The sequence below is a fragment of the Kluyvera sp. CHPC 1.251 genome (genome assembly GCF_036759945.1).
GTDB classification, from domain to species: Bacteria; Pseudomonadota; Gammaproteobacteria; order Enterobacterales; family Enterobacteriaceae; genus Kluyvera; species Kluyvera sichuanensis.
On record NZ_JAPKIC010000004.1, the window covers coordinates 341159 to 357107 of the forward strand.

Annotated in this window: 14 protein-coding genes; 6 read left to right on the forward strand and 8 right to left on the reverse strand. The window is 57.1% G+C overall.

Annotated elements, in window-relative coordinates; genetic code table 11:
- Positions 1-6: 6 nt before the first annotated feature.
- The gene (locus V6940_RS10730) at positions 7-1242 is read right to left on the reverse strand and encodes an MFS transporter (protein WP_333495838.1); all 1236 of its coding nucleotides are present in this window, start codon (positions 1240-1242) and stop codon (positions 7-9) included.
- Positions 1243-1514: 272 nt separating this feature from the next.
- Here V6940_RS10730 and ybjG point away from each other — a divergent pair, with 272 nt between their 5' ends.
- Complete coding sequence (gene ybjG / locus V6940_RS10735) at positions 1515-2123, forward strand: undecaprenyl-diphosphate phosphatase (protein ID WP_333495839.1); 609 nt, start codon at positions 1515-1517, stop codon at positions 2121-2123.
- 70 nt (positions 2124-2193) lie between these two features.
- Positions 2194-2952, forward strand: coding sequence for a DNA-binding transcriptional repressor DeoR (deoR, locus tag V6940_RS10740; RefSeq protein ID WP_333495840.1), 759 nt, complete (start codon positions 2194-2196; stop codon positions 2950-2952).
- 7 nt (positions 2953-2959) lie between these two features.
- Here deoR and dacC read toward each other — a convergent pair whose 3' ends face one another.
- Complete coding sequence (dacC, locus tag V6940_RS10745) at positions 2960-4162, reverse strand: serine-type D-Ala-D-Ala carboxypeptidase (protein ID WP_333495841.1); 1203 nt, start codon at positions 4160-4162, stop codon at positions 2960-2962.
- 232 nt (positions 4163-4394) lie between these two features.
- On the opposite strand from dacC, the gene V6940_RS10750 reads away from it, so the two are divergent.
- Positions 4395-5015: a glutathione S-transferase family protein gene (locus V6940_RS10750; RefSeq protein WP_333495842.1), complete on the forward strand. Its 621-nt coding sequence runs from the start codon at positions 4395-4397 to the stop codon at positions 5013-5015.
- 5 nt (positions 5016-5020) lie between these two features.
- Here the strand turns inward: V6940_RS10750 and V6940_RS10755 are convergent, their stop codons facing one another.
- The gene (locus V6940_RS10755) at positions 5021-6031 is read right to left on the reverse strand and encodes a LacI family DNA-binding transcriptional regulator (protein ID WP_333495843.1); all 1011 of its coding nucleotides are present in this window, start codon (positions 6029-6031) and stop codon (positions 5021-5023) included.
- A 143-nt stretch (positions 6032-6174) separates the two neighbouring features.
- Between V6940_RS10755 and V6940_RS10760 the strand changes: the two genes are divergently transcribed.
- Together V6940_RS10760 and V6940_RS10765 are read left to right on the forward strand one after the other, a co-directional pair.
- Positions 6175-7254, forward strand: coding sequence for a 1,4-beta-xylanase (locus tag V6940_RS10760; RefSeq protein ID WP_333495844.1), 1080 nt, complete (start codon positions 6175-6177; stop codon positions 7252-7254).
- Positions 7255-7278: 24 nt separating this feature from the next.
- Positions 7279-8565 (forward strand): ABC transporter substrate-binding protein, encoded by a 1287-nt coding sequence (locus V6940_RS10765; protein ID WP_333495845.1) that lies wholly within the window; start codon positions 7279-7281, stop codon positions 8563-8565.
- A gap of 41 nt (positions 8566-8606) precedes the next feature.
- Here V6940_RS10765 and V6940_RS10770 read toward each other — a convergent pair whose 3' ends face one another.
- Positions 8607-8990: a biofilm formation regulator BssR gene (locus tag V6940_RS10770; protein WP_185666660.1), complete on the reverse strand. Its 384-nt coding sequence runs from the start codon at positions 8988-8990 to the stop codon at positions 8607-8609.
- Between the two features lie 219 nt (positions 8991-9209).
- Between V6940_RS10770 and rimO the strand changes: the two genes are divergently transcribed.
- Positions 9210-10523, forward strand: coding sequence for a 30S ribosomal protein S12 methylthiotransferase RimO (gene rimO / locus V6940_RS10775; RefSeq protein ID WP_333495846.1), 1314 nt, complete (start codon positions 9210-9212; stop codon positions 10521-10523).
- A gap of 108 nt (positions 10524-10631) precedes the next feature.
- On the opposite strand, the gene gsiD is transcribed toward rimO, so the two are convergent.
- From gsiD to gsiA, 4 genes are read right to left on the reverse strand one after another with little or no spacing between them, the layout of a single operon-like run.
- On the reverse strand, positions 10632-11543 hold the full coding sequence (gsiD, locus tag V6940_RS10780; RefSeq protein ID WP_333495847.1) for a glutathione ABC transporter permease GsiD: 912 nt from the start codon (positions 11541-11543) through the stop codon (positions 10632-10634).
- 1 nt (position 11544) lies between these two features.
- Positions 11545-12465, reverse strand: a complete 921-nt coding sequence (gene gsiC / locus V6940_RS10785) for a glutathione ABC transporter permease GsiC (protein WP_185666664.1) — start codon at positions 12463-12465, stop codon at positions 11545-11547.
- Positions 12466-12517: 52 nt separating this feature from the next.
- Positions 12518-14056, reverse strand: a complete 1539-nt coding sequence (gsiB, locus tag V6940_RS10790) for a glutathione ABC transporter substrate-binding protein GsiB (RefSeq protein WP_333495848.1) — start codon at positions 14054-14056, stop codon at positions 12518-12520.
- 23 nt (positions 14057-14079) lie between these two features.
- Positions 14080-15939, reverse strand: a complete 1860-nt coding sequence (gene gsiA / locus V6940_RS10795) for a glutathione ABC transporter ATP-binding protein GsiA (protein ID WP_333495849.1) — start codon at positions 15937-15939, stop codon at positions 14080-14082.
- Positions 15940-15949 lie beyond the last annotated feature (10 nt).

Here is a 15949-nt window from a genome sequence, read left to right on the forward strand (position 1 = left end):
ATTTATTTACTGCGGCTGCAACCCGCTACCTACTGCTTTATCCCGCAGGAACATCGTCATCAGACCCAGCCACAGCAGGCCGCCCGCCAGGTTAAACAGGCTGAACAGGCCAATTCCGCCCAGCTCATAGCAATGCTTACTGAGCTCAATCCCCACCGTGAAGATCAGCATTTGCAGCATCCCCATCGCCGCAGAGACCGTGCCTTTACTCATATCGCTGGCGAACAGCGTCAGACGCACCAGCCCGGCGTTGGCAAGGCCAATCCCGAAGGCGTAGAAGCTTAGCCCGGCGGTCATCCATAAATAGGCATGGGATGACACCACCGTCGCCGCCGCAGCCAGCACCAGACCAAACATAATCGGGTAGCCACCAGCGATAATCAGCGCACGCACCGTACGGCGTGAGGTCAGACGTGCCAGCACCAGGTTGCCGAGGATCAGCGCGCCAAAAATGGGCACCTGCAGCAGGCCGTACTCATAGCTGCTGGCATGCTCGCCGCTGATGATAATCACCGGCGACTGAGCAATCCACGCCAGCAGCGGCAGACTGACAAAACCTGTTGCCAGCGCACCGGCAACGAAACGCCCGTTTTTCAACACTTCGCGGTAATCACGGCCCAGCGTTTTCAGCGACAGCGTTTCACCGATCCGGGTCGCCGTTTCCGGCATCGATTTAAACAGCCCGACGAAGGCAATAGCCGACAGCGCAGCGAAGAGCACAAACATCCCTTCCCAGCGCGCCACGTGGATCCACGCCGCGCCCACCAGCGGCCCCAGCAGCGGCGCAATCAGCGCAACGTTTGCCATCAGCGCCGTAATCTTGATACAGGTCGCCTCGTCGAACGACTCCTGGATTGCCGCATAGCCCACCGCGCCGATAAAGCACAGGCTCACCCCCTGCAAGAAACGCAGGAACGTAAACTGCTCAATATTGTTCACCAGCAGCGTGGCAAGACAGGTGACGATAAACCAGATAACGCCGGTCAGCATCACCGGACGGCGGCCGATTCGGTCCGAAAGCGGCCCAAGTAGCCATTGCAGGAACATGCCACCAGCCAGATACGCGGTCATTGAGGTCGGTACCCACTCGTTGCCTGCGTTAAATTCTTTGACGACAGCAAGCATGCCCGGCTGGATCATATCGTTGCCGATATAGGTGGAAAATTCGTAGAGCACGAGGCAAAGCGGGAACAAAATTGCCTTACGCCCTAAGCGTTTCCGGGAAGAAGAGGAAGTATCCATGTGGCTCGCATCTATCATAAAAACGCGCAAGTTTAATCAATGCGCAGTAGTGGTGATAGTTAATTATCACGCAGCTTAACGATTTCGCACAAATTGATGTTGTTAAGATTCGCTTAAGGTAGCGGGCGTTATACTCTACGCCACTGAGTGCAGGACCTTAATTTCAGACACTTGTACGCCGATAGCGTGATTCAGACAATACCGCTTTACGGTCCAGGATTGGCTTTTTAAGGTAGCTGTCATAAAACCGTCATTTGCGAAACTGGAACGTTATGCTGGAAAACCTTAACCACTCGCTGTTTTTGCTGATTAACGCAACCCCAGCGTCCGCCCCTTGGGCAATTTCATTCGCCACTTTTGTTGCTCAGGACCTGATCCTGATAGTTCCCCTGCTCGCCGCGGCCATGTGGCTGTGGGGGGAACGTAAGCAGGTTCAGGCGCAGCGCCATCTGGTGATTAAAGTCGCGCTGGCCATCGCCGTTAGCCTCTCGCTGTCGTGGATGATTGGTCAACTGTTCCCGCACGAACGCCCGTTTGTGGAGAATATCGGCAACACCTTCCTCCACCACGCGCCGGATAACTCCTTCCCAAGCGATCACGGCACGGTGATTTTCACCTTTGCGCTAGCCTTCTTGTTCTGGCATCGCCTGTGGTCCGGGCTGGTGCTGATGGTGGTCGGCGTCGCGATCGCCTGGTCCCGCGTCTACCTCGGCGTGCATTGGCCAATGGATATGCTCGGCGGCTTCCTGAGCGGCCTTGTCGGCTGCATGGTGTCGCAAATGCTGTGGCAGTTTATTGGTGCCACCGTCTACCCACGCCTGCAGCAGCTGTACCGTGTAATCTTCTCAGTGCCGATTCGTAAAGGCTGGGTGCGTGACTAGACCTGCGCTCGCAGGTAAAATAACGCGTTGACCCCGGTATCCTTGCCGGGGCATTTCCGCTAGAGGAACTATGGAAACACGACGCGACGAGCGAATTGGTCAACTGATTCAGGCACTGAAACGTAGCGATAAGCTGCATCTCAAAGAAGCGGCAGCACTGCTTGGCGTTTCTGAAATGACGATTCGTCGCGATCTTAACAGCGAAAGCGGGCCCGTCGTACTGCTCGGCGGTTACGTCGTGCTGGAGCCGCGTAGCGTTCCTCACTATCTGCTAAGCGATCAAAAAACCCGCCTGGTTGAAGAAAAAAAACGAGCGGCACGCCACGCGGCAGCGCTTCTGAAGCCGCATCAGATGGCCTTTTTCGACTGCGGCACCACCACGCCGTGGATTATCGACGCCATTGATAACGACCTACCGTTTACCGCCGTCTGTTACTCGCTAAACACTTTTTTAGCCCTGCAGGATAAACCCAACTGTCGGCCGATTCTCTGCGGCGGCGAATTCCACGCCAGCAATGCCATTTTCAAACCACTGAGCGAGCAGGACACGCTCTCGCACCTCTGCCCGGACATTGCATTTTATTCCGCAGCGGGTATCGATATTGAAATGGGGGCAACCTGTTTTAATCTTGAAGAGCTGCCGGTGAAGCACTGGGCGATGCGCCAGGCGCGCTACCATGTGCTGGTGGCGGATCACAGCAAATTTGGCAAAGTGCGCCCGGCCCGCATGGGTGACCTGACGCGCTTTGATGTGATTGCCAGCGACATCTGCCCGGATGATGAGCTGGTGGCGCTGGCAAAACAGCAGCAAATTTCGCTGCTGTATTAGCGGGATATTACGAGAACCAGCTGCCAAACCACTCGTGGAATTTCATCAGCACGAAGTCCATCATGCGGCTGAAGAAGCCGCCCTCTTCGACCGTTTCCATCACGATCAGCGGACGCTGTTCAATGGTTTTGTCGTTAAGCTTGAAGTCGATGGTGCCGACCACCTGGCCTTTGGTTAATGGCGCGGTCAGCTGCGGTTGGCTTAAGGTGTAGCTGGCCTTCAGGTTTTTAAGCTGACCTTTCGGGATGGTCACCGAACCGGCTTCCCCAGCCCCAAGGTTCACTTCACTCTTATCACCAAACCAGACGCGCTGGCTGATAAAGGTGGCATCCGGCTTGATTGGCGTAACGGTTTCATAGAAACGGAAGCCCCAGGTCAGCAGCTTCTCCGACTCGTTAAAACGTACGCGGTCGCTCTTAGTGCCCAGCACTACCGCAATCAGGCGCATATCGCCCTGAGTAGCCGAGGACACCAGGTTATAGCCTGCACCCGCCGTGGTACCGGTTTTCACGCCGTCGACGTTGAGGTTAGAGCTCCACAGCAGACGGTTACGGTTCGGCTGACGAATATTATTGAAGGTGAACTCTTTCTCTTTATGTACCGCATACTCTTCCGGCACATCGTGAATCATTGCTCTGGTCAGCAGCGCCATATCGCGCGCGGTGCTGTACTGCCCCGGCGCATCCAGGCCGTGAACGGTTTTGAAGGTGGTATTGGTGAGGCCGATTTTCTGCGCATAGCCGTTCATCAGGCTGACGAAGGAGTCCTGGCTACCGGCAACATAGTCGGCAATGGCGATGCTGGCATCGTTGCCCGACTGGATAATCACCCCTTTATTGAGGTTCTCGACGGAGACCTGCTCGCCGGGCTTGAGGAACATCACCGATGAACCGCGCAGCGCCGGGTTGCCGGTGGCCCACGCGTCACGCCCGATGGTCACCATATCGGTGAGCTTGATTTTATTCGCCTTCAGCGCCTGACCGACCACGTAGCTGGTCATGATTTTTGTCAGGCTGGCTGGGTCGAGCTTCTCATCGGCATTGCCCTCTGTCAGGACCTTACCGCTGGCGTAATCCATTAATATAAAGGCACGGGCGTCAATTGCTGGCGCGTCCGGAAGTTGTTCCGCCGCCTGCACCGCCGGTGCCACTAAAAGTAAAAGCGCTGAGCCTGCCATCAGACTCTTGAAGGAGTTAGCGTTACACATCATAAAAGCCACCCAAGTATCCATTCCCAAAAACACGCCACGACAGTACCGTGCTGCACCAGGCCGTGAGTAATAACGTAGAAACTCTCTTAAAGAAACAGTGAGTTGGTAAAGTTTTTTAAGTTTACGCAAGATCCCCTGATTGTGCTGAAAACCTGACATTTTTTTTGATCGAGATTGCGTAAGCGTTTACTTTGGCCCACATTTAATCTCTGCTAAATAAACGGGAGTGGATATGCTAACGCTGTGGGGAAGAAATAACTCAACGAACGTAAAAAAAGTGCGCTGGACGCTGGCAGAGCTTGGCCTGCCGTATGAGCAAATTATGGCGGGTCAGGGATTTGGCGTGAACCGCGATGCGGCCTATCTGGCACTCAACCCTAACGGCCTGGTACCCATGCTGAAAGACGGCGACGACGTGCTGTGGGAATCAAATTCCATCGTGCGTTATCTGGCGGCGCAGTACGGCACCGAAAGCCTGTGGCAGGCGTCGCCTGTTCAGCGGGCGAAAAGCGAAAAGTGGATGGACTGGGCCAACGAAACCCTGTCGCCGGTGCACCGTAAAATCCTCTTCGGGTTGGTGAGAACGCCGGTAGAGCAGCGTAACATGGCCGAAATCAATGCGGCGATTGAAGCCTGCAAACCGCTGCTGGCCATCCTCGACAACACGCTGGCGAACCAAACCTGGCTTTCCGGTGAGCAGTTTGGCGTGGGCGATATCGCCGTTGCACCGTTTGTCTATAACGTGCTGGAAACCGTCAAAACCTGGCCGTCGCTGCCACATCTTGAGCGCTGGTATCAGCAGCTCGCACAGCGTCCGGCGTTCCGCGACGTGGTGATGATTCCGGTGAGTTAACCCACTCAGGTGCGCTGGCTACTCCCGCGCACCTGCAGTTTCCCCACCAGCCGGACATGCGCCGCCGTATCATCTCCCTCGCACAAGTAGTTCACCGCCAACCTTCCCAGTTCGCTATAGGCCAGTTGCACGCTGGTCAGCGCCGGGGTCAACTGGTGCGCAATACGCTGATCGTCATACCCGCACACCAGCACATCGCGTGGAATTGCAATATTGAGCGTGGCGAGCGCCTGATAGCAGCCGAGGGTCATCCAGTCGCTGGCGCAGAAAATGGCCTGCGGCGGCTCCGGCAGGCGCATCAGCTCAAGCGTGGCATTAAAGGTGGCATTGAGCGACCAGTCGGTCTGTTTAATCAGCACTTCGTCCACCGCGATCCCGGCCTGCTCCAGCGTCTGGCGATACCCTTCGAGGCGCAGCACGCTGGCATCCATCCAGTCATCGCCCATGATATGCGCAATGCGCGTGATGCCCTGTGACAGCAAATGGCTGACTATCTGGCAGGCGTTGGCGCGGTCATCGGGAAGAAAAGTCGGCAGCAGCGGGCGCTGCGGGTCGTACTGGTTTAACAGCACCACCGGTTTATGGATAAGCGCATCGAACGGCGAGAAATCAAAAGCGCGGGTCACCGGGCTTGCCAGAATCACCCCCGCGCAAGCACGCTGATCCAACTGACGCAGAATATGCGCTGCCATCTCCAGATCGTCGCCGTAGTCATAAACGGTCAACAGAGTATCCCGCTGCCAGGCGGCGGAGACGGCATCGCTAATGGCCTCGACGAAGGGGTCGTAGTTCGGCATTCCGCACAGCAGCAGGGCAATCTCCTCCTGCCCTTCCTGACGATGAGGCACGATAATTTTTTGATAGCCAAGCGCCGCCGCTGCCGCATAGACGCGTTCACGGGTGGCGTCACTCAGGCGAATCGCCCGGCTATTGTTGAGCACCAGAGAGACCGTTGCCTGCGAAACGCCCGCTTCCCTGGCAATATCACTCATCGTTATTTTGTTTTTCTTCGCCATGTTCACTCCTTGTCGCCGCCGACTATAGCACAGTTACACCACGCTTTTTTTGTGAACAACCCGACAGTTCGACCGCGTCAGGATTGCGCCCTGCGCCCTGGTTAATAAATATTAGCTAATAATTATTAGCAAGGAGAAAAAATATGCACTCGCAATGGCGCGAATCGCAGGCGCAGGCCTGGTATCAACAGCACGGCTGGGCATGCGGCTTTAACTATCTGCCGCGCAGCGCGGTCAACTGGACCGAAATGTGGCAGGCGGAGACCTTCGATGTGCAGACCATCGACCAGGAGCTGGGCTGGGCGCACGACTACGGCTATAACGCACTGCGCACCAACCTGCCGTTTATCGTCTGGGAAGCCGACCGCGACGGCCTGCTGGCGCGTATCGACACCTTTTTAGCGCTGGCGGAAAAACACCAGATTCAGGTGATGCTCACCCTGATGGACGACTGTGGTTTCTCCGGCGATGAGCCATACCTCGGCCCGCAAAAGCCACCACGCGAGGGCGTGCACAACAGCCAGGCGGCGGCAAGCCCCGGTCGGGCCATCGTGATGGACCCCAGCCAGTGGCCGCGCATTGAAGCCTACGTCCGCGACGTCCTCAGCCGTTTTAAGGATGATGAGCGTATCACCATCTGGGATCTCTACAATGAACCGGGCAACCGTGGCATTAACCTGTCAGCGACCGAATCGGCAGAGTATGACCAAGCGCTGGAGACCTTCGCACTGGAGCTGATGACCGCCACCTTCGGCTGGGCGCGTGAAGTGGGCCCGAGCCAGCCGCTGACCGTCGGCGCGTGGCACATTGATCACCCCCAGTACGGCACGCTACAGCACCCTATTGATATTGCCGCGCTGCGGTTATCCGACATCATCAGCTATCACAACTACAACAACGCCACCCGCCAGCTCGGCGTGCTGGAAAGCCTGACGGCCTATCAGCGCCCGATACTGTGTACCGAATGGCTGGCACGGCATATGGACTGCACGTTCAGCGAGCAGCTGCCGCTATTCTGCGCTTTCGATACCGGCTGCTATCAATGGGGGCTGGTGCAGGGCAAAACGCAGACCTGGATCCCATGGACCAGCGTCAACAGAGATCATCCCGATCCCCAATCGCTGTGGTTTCACGACGTGCTGACGCCCGACGGCAAACCGTGGAGTGAAGAAGAAATGCAGCTAGTGAAAGCGCTGACCGGCTATCGCCAGACGCATCGTTAATCGTGATACACGGAGGATTCATCCATGAAAAAGTCAGCCTTGTTCCTGCTTGCCTGCTGCAGTTTCGGTGCGATGCCTGTCGCGCACAGCGCCGATCAGGTGGAACTCCGTTTTGCCTGGTGGGGCGGTAAGGCCCGTAATCAGGCCACCTTAAAGGCGCTGGACGCCTTTGAGGCTAAATATCCCAATATCAAAGTGAAGGCGGAATACACCGGCTGGGACGGTTTCTACTCGCGCCTGACCACGCAGATTAACAGCAACACCGAAGCCGACGTTATCCAGACCAACTGGAACTGGCTGACGCTGTTGTCGAAAACCGGCGAGGGTTTTTACGATCTCAACAAACTCAGTCAGCCCATCGGCCTCGATCAGTTCTCCCCTGCTTCACTCGCCAGCACGACGGTGAACGGCAAGGTCAACGCCATCCCGGTTTCCGCCAACGTGATGCTGTTTTACTACAACGCCGCCACCTGGAAAAAGGCTGGCGTGCCGCTGCCGAAAAGCTGGGAAGACCTGCTTAAAGCCGGGCCGGTTTTTAAAGAGAAGCTCGGGGATAACTACTATCCGCTGATCCTGACCGAACAGGATTCACTGCTGCTCCTGAACTCCTGGGTTTATCAGGGGAATCAGAAACCGATGGTGAATGAGAAGACCCGTAAACTCGGCTGGAACCATGACGATCTGGTGCAGGCCTTCACCTTCTACCGTCAGTTAGTCGCAGCCCACACCGTGCCGGACTCTCGCACAATGGCGTCGTTTGGCAAAGGCATTGCCTATGAAATGAAACCGTGGATTAACGGCGAATGGGGCGGTATCTATAACTGGAACGTGATGTACACCGCCGAATCGCAGAACCTAAGCAACCCGGCCGACCTGGTGATGGGCGATTACCCGATGCGTGAAGGGGCCAAAGATGCCGGGCAGTTTAACAAGACCGCGCTGATGCTCTCCATCAGTAAAAACACCCGTCACCCGCAGGAAGCGGCGATGCTGATCAACTTCCTGATGAGCGAAAAAGAAGGCGTGGTGCCCGTGGGGCTGGAGCGCGGCGTGCCGCTGAGCAAGGCCGGGGCGCAAATCCTGCGCGATACAGGGTTACTCAAAGAGGACGATCCGGTGCTGACCGGGCTGACACAGTCCGCCGCGTTGCCAAACCACGCGAAGGCGCTGCCCTATCTTGAAGACCCGCAGTTCACCGCCCTTTTCCTCGCGGCGCTGCAAAGCATCGACTATGGCAAAGCCACGGTAGACCAGGCCGCCACCCACTTTGAGGAGCAAGCGAACCGTATTCTACGACGAATCATGCGCTAAAGGAGAAGGTCATAGACAGGGGGACGACTGTCCCCCTGATTTCAAGCGTGAGTCATTGGTGATTCGGCATCCAGCTTACGTATGCTGGTCGTTAACGCCGTCAGGCAGCGCTCAAGAGTTTCCACGTTAACCGCAATATAGGACGGGCAGTCGTAGCGCCCCGTCATCAAGCACACGGCAGCGGACGCTAGAGCTTCCCCCGCCTGCCGCATCATTTCCAGTTCGTTCAACGAACTACACCGCTTAAGCGGCACAGCGTTACCCCGTAGTTCGCCACACAGTTCGAGCAGGTTAGTACGCAGATGATCGTTATCACCGACTGACATATACCCCTTTGCCTTTCGAAGCTGCAAATAGGCATCAAGGTCAATTCGCGCATTGATGAGTCGCCTCATCATCTGGCGTTTCAGTTTGCTATCCGTCATGCATTTACCTCCCTTGCCACCCATTGGCTCTTTCATTATGAGATTGCTTAACGAAAGAAATGCTGCGCGATATCAACAATTCATCATTCATAACACTTTTAACAAAATAGCAATCATTTCAAGGCGCACCGAGAGGGCAAACTAGCAGTAGAGCACTCACGTAACGCCGTGTAAAATCGCCCGGTTTTTCTTTACTATTTACTTTGTGAGCGTACTAGCATGCAACAACCGCGAATTGGCTTCGTCTCCCTCGGCTGTCCAAAAAACCTGGTGGATTCTGAACGAATTCTCACCGAACTGCGCACTGAAGGTTATGACGTTGTACCACGCTATGACGATGCCGATATGGTTATCGTTAATACCTGTGGCTTTATCGATAGCGCCGTCCAGGAGTCCCTGGAAGCCATCGGTGAAGCGCTGAAAGAAAACGGCAAGGTGATTGTTACCGGCTGCCTGGGTGCCAAAGAAGATCAAATTCGCGAAGTGCACCCGAAGGTACTGGAAATCACCGGCCCCCATAGCTACGAGCAGGTGCTGGAACACGTCCATCACTATGCGCCAAAACCACAGCACAACCCGTTCCTGAGCCTGGTGCCGGAACAGGGCGTGAAGCTGACGCCGCGCCATTACGCCTATCTGAAAATTTCCGAAGGCTGTAACCACCGCTGCGCATTCTGCATCATTCCATCGATGCGTGGCGATCTGGTGAGTCGCCCGATTGGTGAAGTGCTGGCGGAAGCCAAGCGTCTGGTCGATGCGGGTGTGAAAGAGATTCTGGTGATTTCCCAGGACACTTCCGCCTACGGCGTTGACGTCAAACACCGCACCGGTTTCCACAACGGCGAGCCGGTAAAAACGAGCATGGAAAGCCTGTGCGAACAGCTGGCGAAGCTGGGCGTGTGGGTGCGTCTGCACTACGTCTACCCGTATCCGCACGTAGATGACGTGATCCCGTTGATGGCAGAAGGCAAAATCCTGCCGTATCTGGATATTCCGCTGCAGCACGCCAGCCCACGGATCCTGAAGCTGATGAAGCGTCCAGGCTCCGTTGATCGCCAACTGGCGCGCATCAAGCAGTGGCGTGAAATCTGCCCGGAACTGACCCTGCGTTCGACCTTTATTGTCGGCTTCCCGGGCGAAACCGAAGAAGATTTCCAGATGCTGCTCGACTTCCTGAAAGAAGCCCGCCTCGACCGCGTTGGCTGCTTCCAGTACAGCCCGGTTGATGGTGCTTCCGCTAACGACCTGCCGGATCAGGTACCGGACGACGTGAAAGAAGATCGCTGGAACCGCTTTATGCAGCTGCAACAGCAGATCTCCGCGGAACGTCTGCAGGAAAAAGTGGGCCGCGAAATTCTGGTGATGATCGATGAAGTTGACGAAGAAGGCGCGATCGGCCGCAGCATGGCCGATGCCCCGGAAATCGACGGCGCGGTCTACCTGAACGGTGAAACGAAAGTGAAGCCGGGCGACGTGGTTCGCGTGAAGGTAGAAAACGCCGACGAGTATGATTTGTGGGGTAGCCGGGTTTAATCTCCGGTCACGCCGTACATAGCCGGATGGCGGCGTTGCTTTATCCGGCCTACATTAAGCACAATGTGTAGGCTGGATAAAGCAACGCCGTCATCCGGCAACATCACCTTACCCTTTCAGCTTCGGATCCAACGCGTCGCGCAGGCCGTCACCCAGCAGGTTAAACGCCAGCACCGTCAGGAAAATCGCCAGCGCCGGGAAGACTGCGACGTGTGGCGCAATCACCATATCTGCACGCGCCTCGTTGAGCATCGCTCCCCATTCAGGCGTCGGCGGCTGCGCGCCGAGGCCGAGGAACGACAGGCTGGCGGCGGAGATAATCGACACCCCGATACGCATCGTGAAATAGACCACGATAGAAGAGACCGTGCCGGGCAAAATATGCTGGAACAGGATCACACGGTCGCTGGCGCCGATGCTGCGCGCCGACTCGATAAAGGTCTGCTGCTTCAGCACCAGCGTGTTGCCGCGCACCAGGCGGGCAAAGGCCGGCACCGAGAAAATCGCCACCGCGATAATCACGTTGGTCATACCGCTGCCCATAATCGCCACCACGGCAATCGCTAGCAGAATGCCGGGGAAGGCAAACAGCACGTCGCAAATGCGCATGATGATGCGGTCCCACCAGCCTTCGTAGTAGCCTGCCAGCAGCCCAAGCACGGTGCCAATCAGCGAGCCAATCAGCACCGCAAACACGCCCGCGGTCAGCGAGATTTGCGCACCCACCAGCACCCGGCTGAAAATATCGCGCCCTAATGAATCTACGCCAAACCAGTGGATCAGCGATGGGCCATCGTTCAGACGGTCGTAGTCGAAGTAGTTTTCCGCATCAAACGGCGCAATCCACGGTGCCACCACCGCCACGATAATCAGCAACAGCACGAAAATGCCGGAGGCCATCGCCACCGGTTGCTGGCGAAAGCGTCGCCAGAATTCTCGCCACGGCGTGCGCGGCGTCCCCGCCTGCATCACCGGCATGGCGTTAAGTACTGCCTGCCGACGCCAATTGAATAATCGCACGTTATTTATACCTGATAGCCGGGTTAATGGCGGCGTAGAGCACGTCCACCACTAAGTTGATAAGAATAAACTCCAGCGAAAATAGCAGCACCTCGGCCTGAATCACCGGGTAATCACGCATCTCCACCGAATCCACCAGCAGGCGTCCAAGCCCCGGCCAGTTAAAGACTTTCTCTACCACAATCGAGCCGCCGAGCAGGAAGCCAAACTGCAGCCCCATCATCGTCACCACCGGGATCATGGCGTTACGCAGCCCGTGTTTCAGCACCACCACTTTTTCGCTCACCCCTTTGGCGCGGGCGGTACGCATATAGTCTTCATTGAGCACGTCAACAAACGAGGCGCGGGTAAAGCGCGCCATCACCGAGGCCACGGCGGCACCGAGAGTGATGGACGGTAAAATGTAGTGCTGCCAGCTGTCGGCGCCCACGGTCGGCAGCCAGCCAAGCTCGACGGAGAAAATTTGCATCAGCAACATCCCCAGCGCAAACGCCGGGAAGGAGATCCCGGTAACCGCCAGCGCCATGCCGAGACGATCCGGCCAGCGATTGCGCCACACCGCGGCGGCAATCCCCGCGGCCATACCAAAAATCACCGCCCAGACCATGCTGGCAAGGGTCAGTAAAAGCGTTGGCAGAAAGCGGCTGGCAATCTCCTCAGAAACGGGACGACGTGACACCATTGAGATGCCAAAATCACCCTGCACCGCGTGGGTGATGTAGTGCCAGAACTGAACGTACAGCGGCTGATCCAGCCCCAACTGCTGGCGAACCATCGCGATAACCTGCGCGTCCGCTTCCGGCCCGGCAATCAGTCGCGCCGGGTCGCCGGGAAGCAGGTGGACAAATAAAAACACCAGCACCGCCACGATAAACAGCGTCGGGATCAGGCCGAGCAGGCGTTTAAGAACATAGTTAAGCATGACTCTCCTTGCCGTAAGCTCCCTGCGCCATCATGACGCAGGGAGACGTCGCTTACTTCAAATCCGCATCGTCAAAGCTAAAGCCCGTGTCCGGCATAATGTAGAACCCGGTCAATGACTTGCTGTGCGCCGAAACCAGTTTTTCTACCACCAGCGGCACCCACGGCGACTCTTTCCAGATAATATCCTGGGCCTCTTTATAGAGCCGCGCTTTTTCTTTCGCATCCGTCGTTTGCAGCGCCGCCGTCAGGTCTTTATCCACCTGCGGGTTGCTGTAGAACGCGGTATTAAACTGCGTTGGCGGCCAGTTAGACGAGGCAAACAGCGGCGACAGCGCCCAGTCGGCTTCGCCCGTCGAGGCAGACCAGCCGGTGTAGAACATTCTCACACCGCTCTCTTTCTGCCCTTTCGCTTCCACTTCCGCCGCACGCTGGCCAGCATCCATCGCCGTCACCTGTGCCTTAATACCAATTTGCGCCAGCTGCTGCTGGGTGAACTGCAGCACCTTCTGGGCGGTGCTGTGGTTGTGCGACGACCAGAGCGTGGTGCTAAAGCCGTCCGGGTAGCCCGCTTCTTTCAGCAGCGCTTTGGCTTTTGCCGGGTCGTACGGCCACGGCTGATATTGCTGAGCGTAGGCGATAGACGGCGGCACCACGCCGGTAGCAGGGGTGGCGTAGCCCGCGAAGGCCACCTTCACCAGCGCCTGGCGGTTGATGGCGTAGTTAATCGCCTCGCGCACCTTCGGATTATCAAACGGCTTTTGCGTCACGTTCATGCTGATATAGCGCTGCATGATGGATGGACTGGCCACCAGTTCAAGCTGGCTGTTCTTGGCCAGCAGCGCCGCCTGCTCGTAAGGGATGGGGAAGGCAAACTGCGCTTCACCGGTTTGCAGCATCGCGGCCCGCGTATTGTTGTCGACCACCGGTCGCCAGGTGATGGAGTCCAGCTTCGGCAGCCCTTGCTGCCAGTAGCCAGCAAATTTGCTGACCTTCACGAAGTCAGTCTGGTTCCAGGTGTCGAGCTTATACGGCCCGGTTCCCACCGGATGGAAGCCAATCTCGTTGCCGTATTTCTTCAGCGCTGCCGGGGAGATCATCGCCGTGGCCGGGTGGGCCAGAATATTGATAAACGCCGAGAACGGCTGCTTTAAGGTGATCTTCACCGTCTGGCCGTCAACGACCTCGGTTTTATCGATATTTTTATACAGGTTGTAGCGCTTGAGGTGGCTATCCGGGTTGCTGGCGCGATCGAGGTTAACCTTCACCGCCTCGGCGTTAAAATCGGTGCCGTCCTGGAATTTCACCCCCTGCCGTAGCTTAAGGGTATAAACCTTGCCATCGTCAGAAACGGTGTAGCTTTCCGCCAGTACGTTCTGCAGCTTCATCTCTTTATCGAGGCCAAACAGCCCCTGATAGAACGATTTCGCCACCGCCTGCGACAGCGTGTCGTTGGCATCATACGGGTCAAGCGTGGTGAAGTTGGAGCCTACCGCCACGACCACATCTTTTGCCGCGAACGCGGGAGAAGCCGCCAGCGCGGAAGCCACGCCCAGTGCGACCAGCCATTTACGTGAAACGCGTTGTGTCATGTTGTCCCCTGCCTATGGTTTTATTATCTATTGATCAGCGCACTGCTAGCCGGCTCCCTGGCGACATAGTGCCCCGGTGAAACCTGTTGCAAATTAATGGGTTCGACTTCTTCACCCCGTTTGTAGATATTGCCCGGCAGATCGTCCGACAGCAGCACGCGCTGCGGCCGCCGATGGGCTGGATCCGCCACCGGTACGGCGGCGAGCAGCTTACGGGTATACGGATGCTGCGGGTTTTCAAACACCGCGCGACGCGGGCCAATTTCCACGATGCGCCCACGGTACATCACCGCTACGCGGTGGCTGATACGCTCCACCACCGCCATGTCATGCGAAATAAACAGAAATGCGATGCCCATCTCCCGCTGGAGCGACAGCAGCAGATTGATGATCTGCGCGCGAATCGAGACGTCCAGCGCCGAGACCGATTCATCGGCAATCACCACCTTCGGGTTCAGCGCCAGCGCGCGGGCAATACAGATACGCTGCCGCTGACCGCCGGAAAACTCATGCGGATAGCGCCACGCGTGCTCCGGCTGTAGGCCAACGCGCTGCAATAGCCATTTGACCCGTTGCTGTAGCGCCTCACCTTGCAACGCCCCATGAATGCGCAGCGGCTCCATAATCGAGAAGCCGACGGTGTGACGCGGGTCAAGCGAGGCGTACGGGTCCTGGAAGATAAACTGAATATCGCGGCGCAGCGGCTGAAGCTGATGCGACGAGAGCGTATCAATGCGCTCGCCGTTAAAGGTAATGATGCCGCTTTGCGACTCCACCAACCGCAGCAGTGCCCGCCCGGTGGTGGATTTTCCGCAACCGGATTCCCCCACCAGCGCCAGCGTCTCGCCGGGCCATAAATCAAAACTGACGTTTTCTACCGCGTGCACTTCACGAGTGACGCGGTTCAGAATGCCGCCGCGCAGCGGGAAACGTGCCACCAGATTGCGAACCTTGAGAATCGGATTGCCGTCGACAACGGTGTCTTGCTGCTGCGGTTCACTCTCCGGTGCATTGAAATCCGGGAAACTTTTAGGATAGTCGCTGCCGCGCATTGCGCCCAGGCGCGGGACGGCTGCCAGCAAGCGGCGCGTATAGGGGTGCTGCGGTGCGGTAAAGATATCGTCCACCAGCCCGGTTTCCACCACCTGGCCCTGATGCATCACCAGCACCCGGTCGGCGATTTCTGCCACCACGCCCATATCGTGAGTGATAAAAATCACCCCCATCGACATCTCTTTTTGCAGCACATCAATAAGCTGCAGGATCTGCGCCTGAATCGTCACGTCCAGTGCGGTGGTCGGTTCGTCGGCAATCAGCACCGCCGGGCGGCACGACAGCGCCATCGCAATCATCACTCGTTGGCGCATGCCGCCGGAAAGCTGATGCGGGTAGCGTGACAGCATGGCCTGCGCTTCCGGAATACGCACCTTGTCGAGCATTTTTTTCGCCTCGGCCAGCGCCTCTTCACGCCCAAGTCCTTGATGCAGACGAATAGACTCGGCAATTTGCTCGCCGATGGTAAACACCGGGTTCAGCGAGGTCATCGGCTCCTGGAAAATCATGGCGATGTCGGCACCGCGCACGCTGCGCATTTGCGTTGGCGTTTGCTCCTGAAGGTCAATAACCTCACGGTTACGTCGGCGCAGCAGCAGGCTATCCATGTTCACCTGGCTGCCGGACTGCTCCAGCAGGCGCATCAATGCCAGCGCCGTGACCGATTTCCCCGAGCCAGACTCACCCACAATCGCCAGCGTTTCACCGCGATTAAGATGAAAAGAGAGCTGATGCACGGCGCGCACGGGCTGCCCGTCCTGACGAAACGTCACGTTCAGGTTTTCAACGCTCAGCACCTGCGCGTTATCAAGCTCAGCGGAATGCGGCACGGTAACTCCT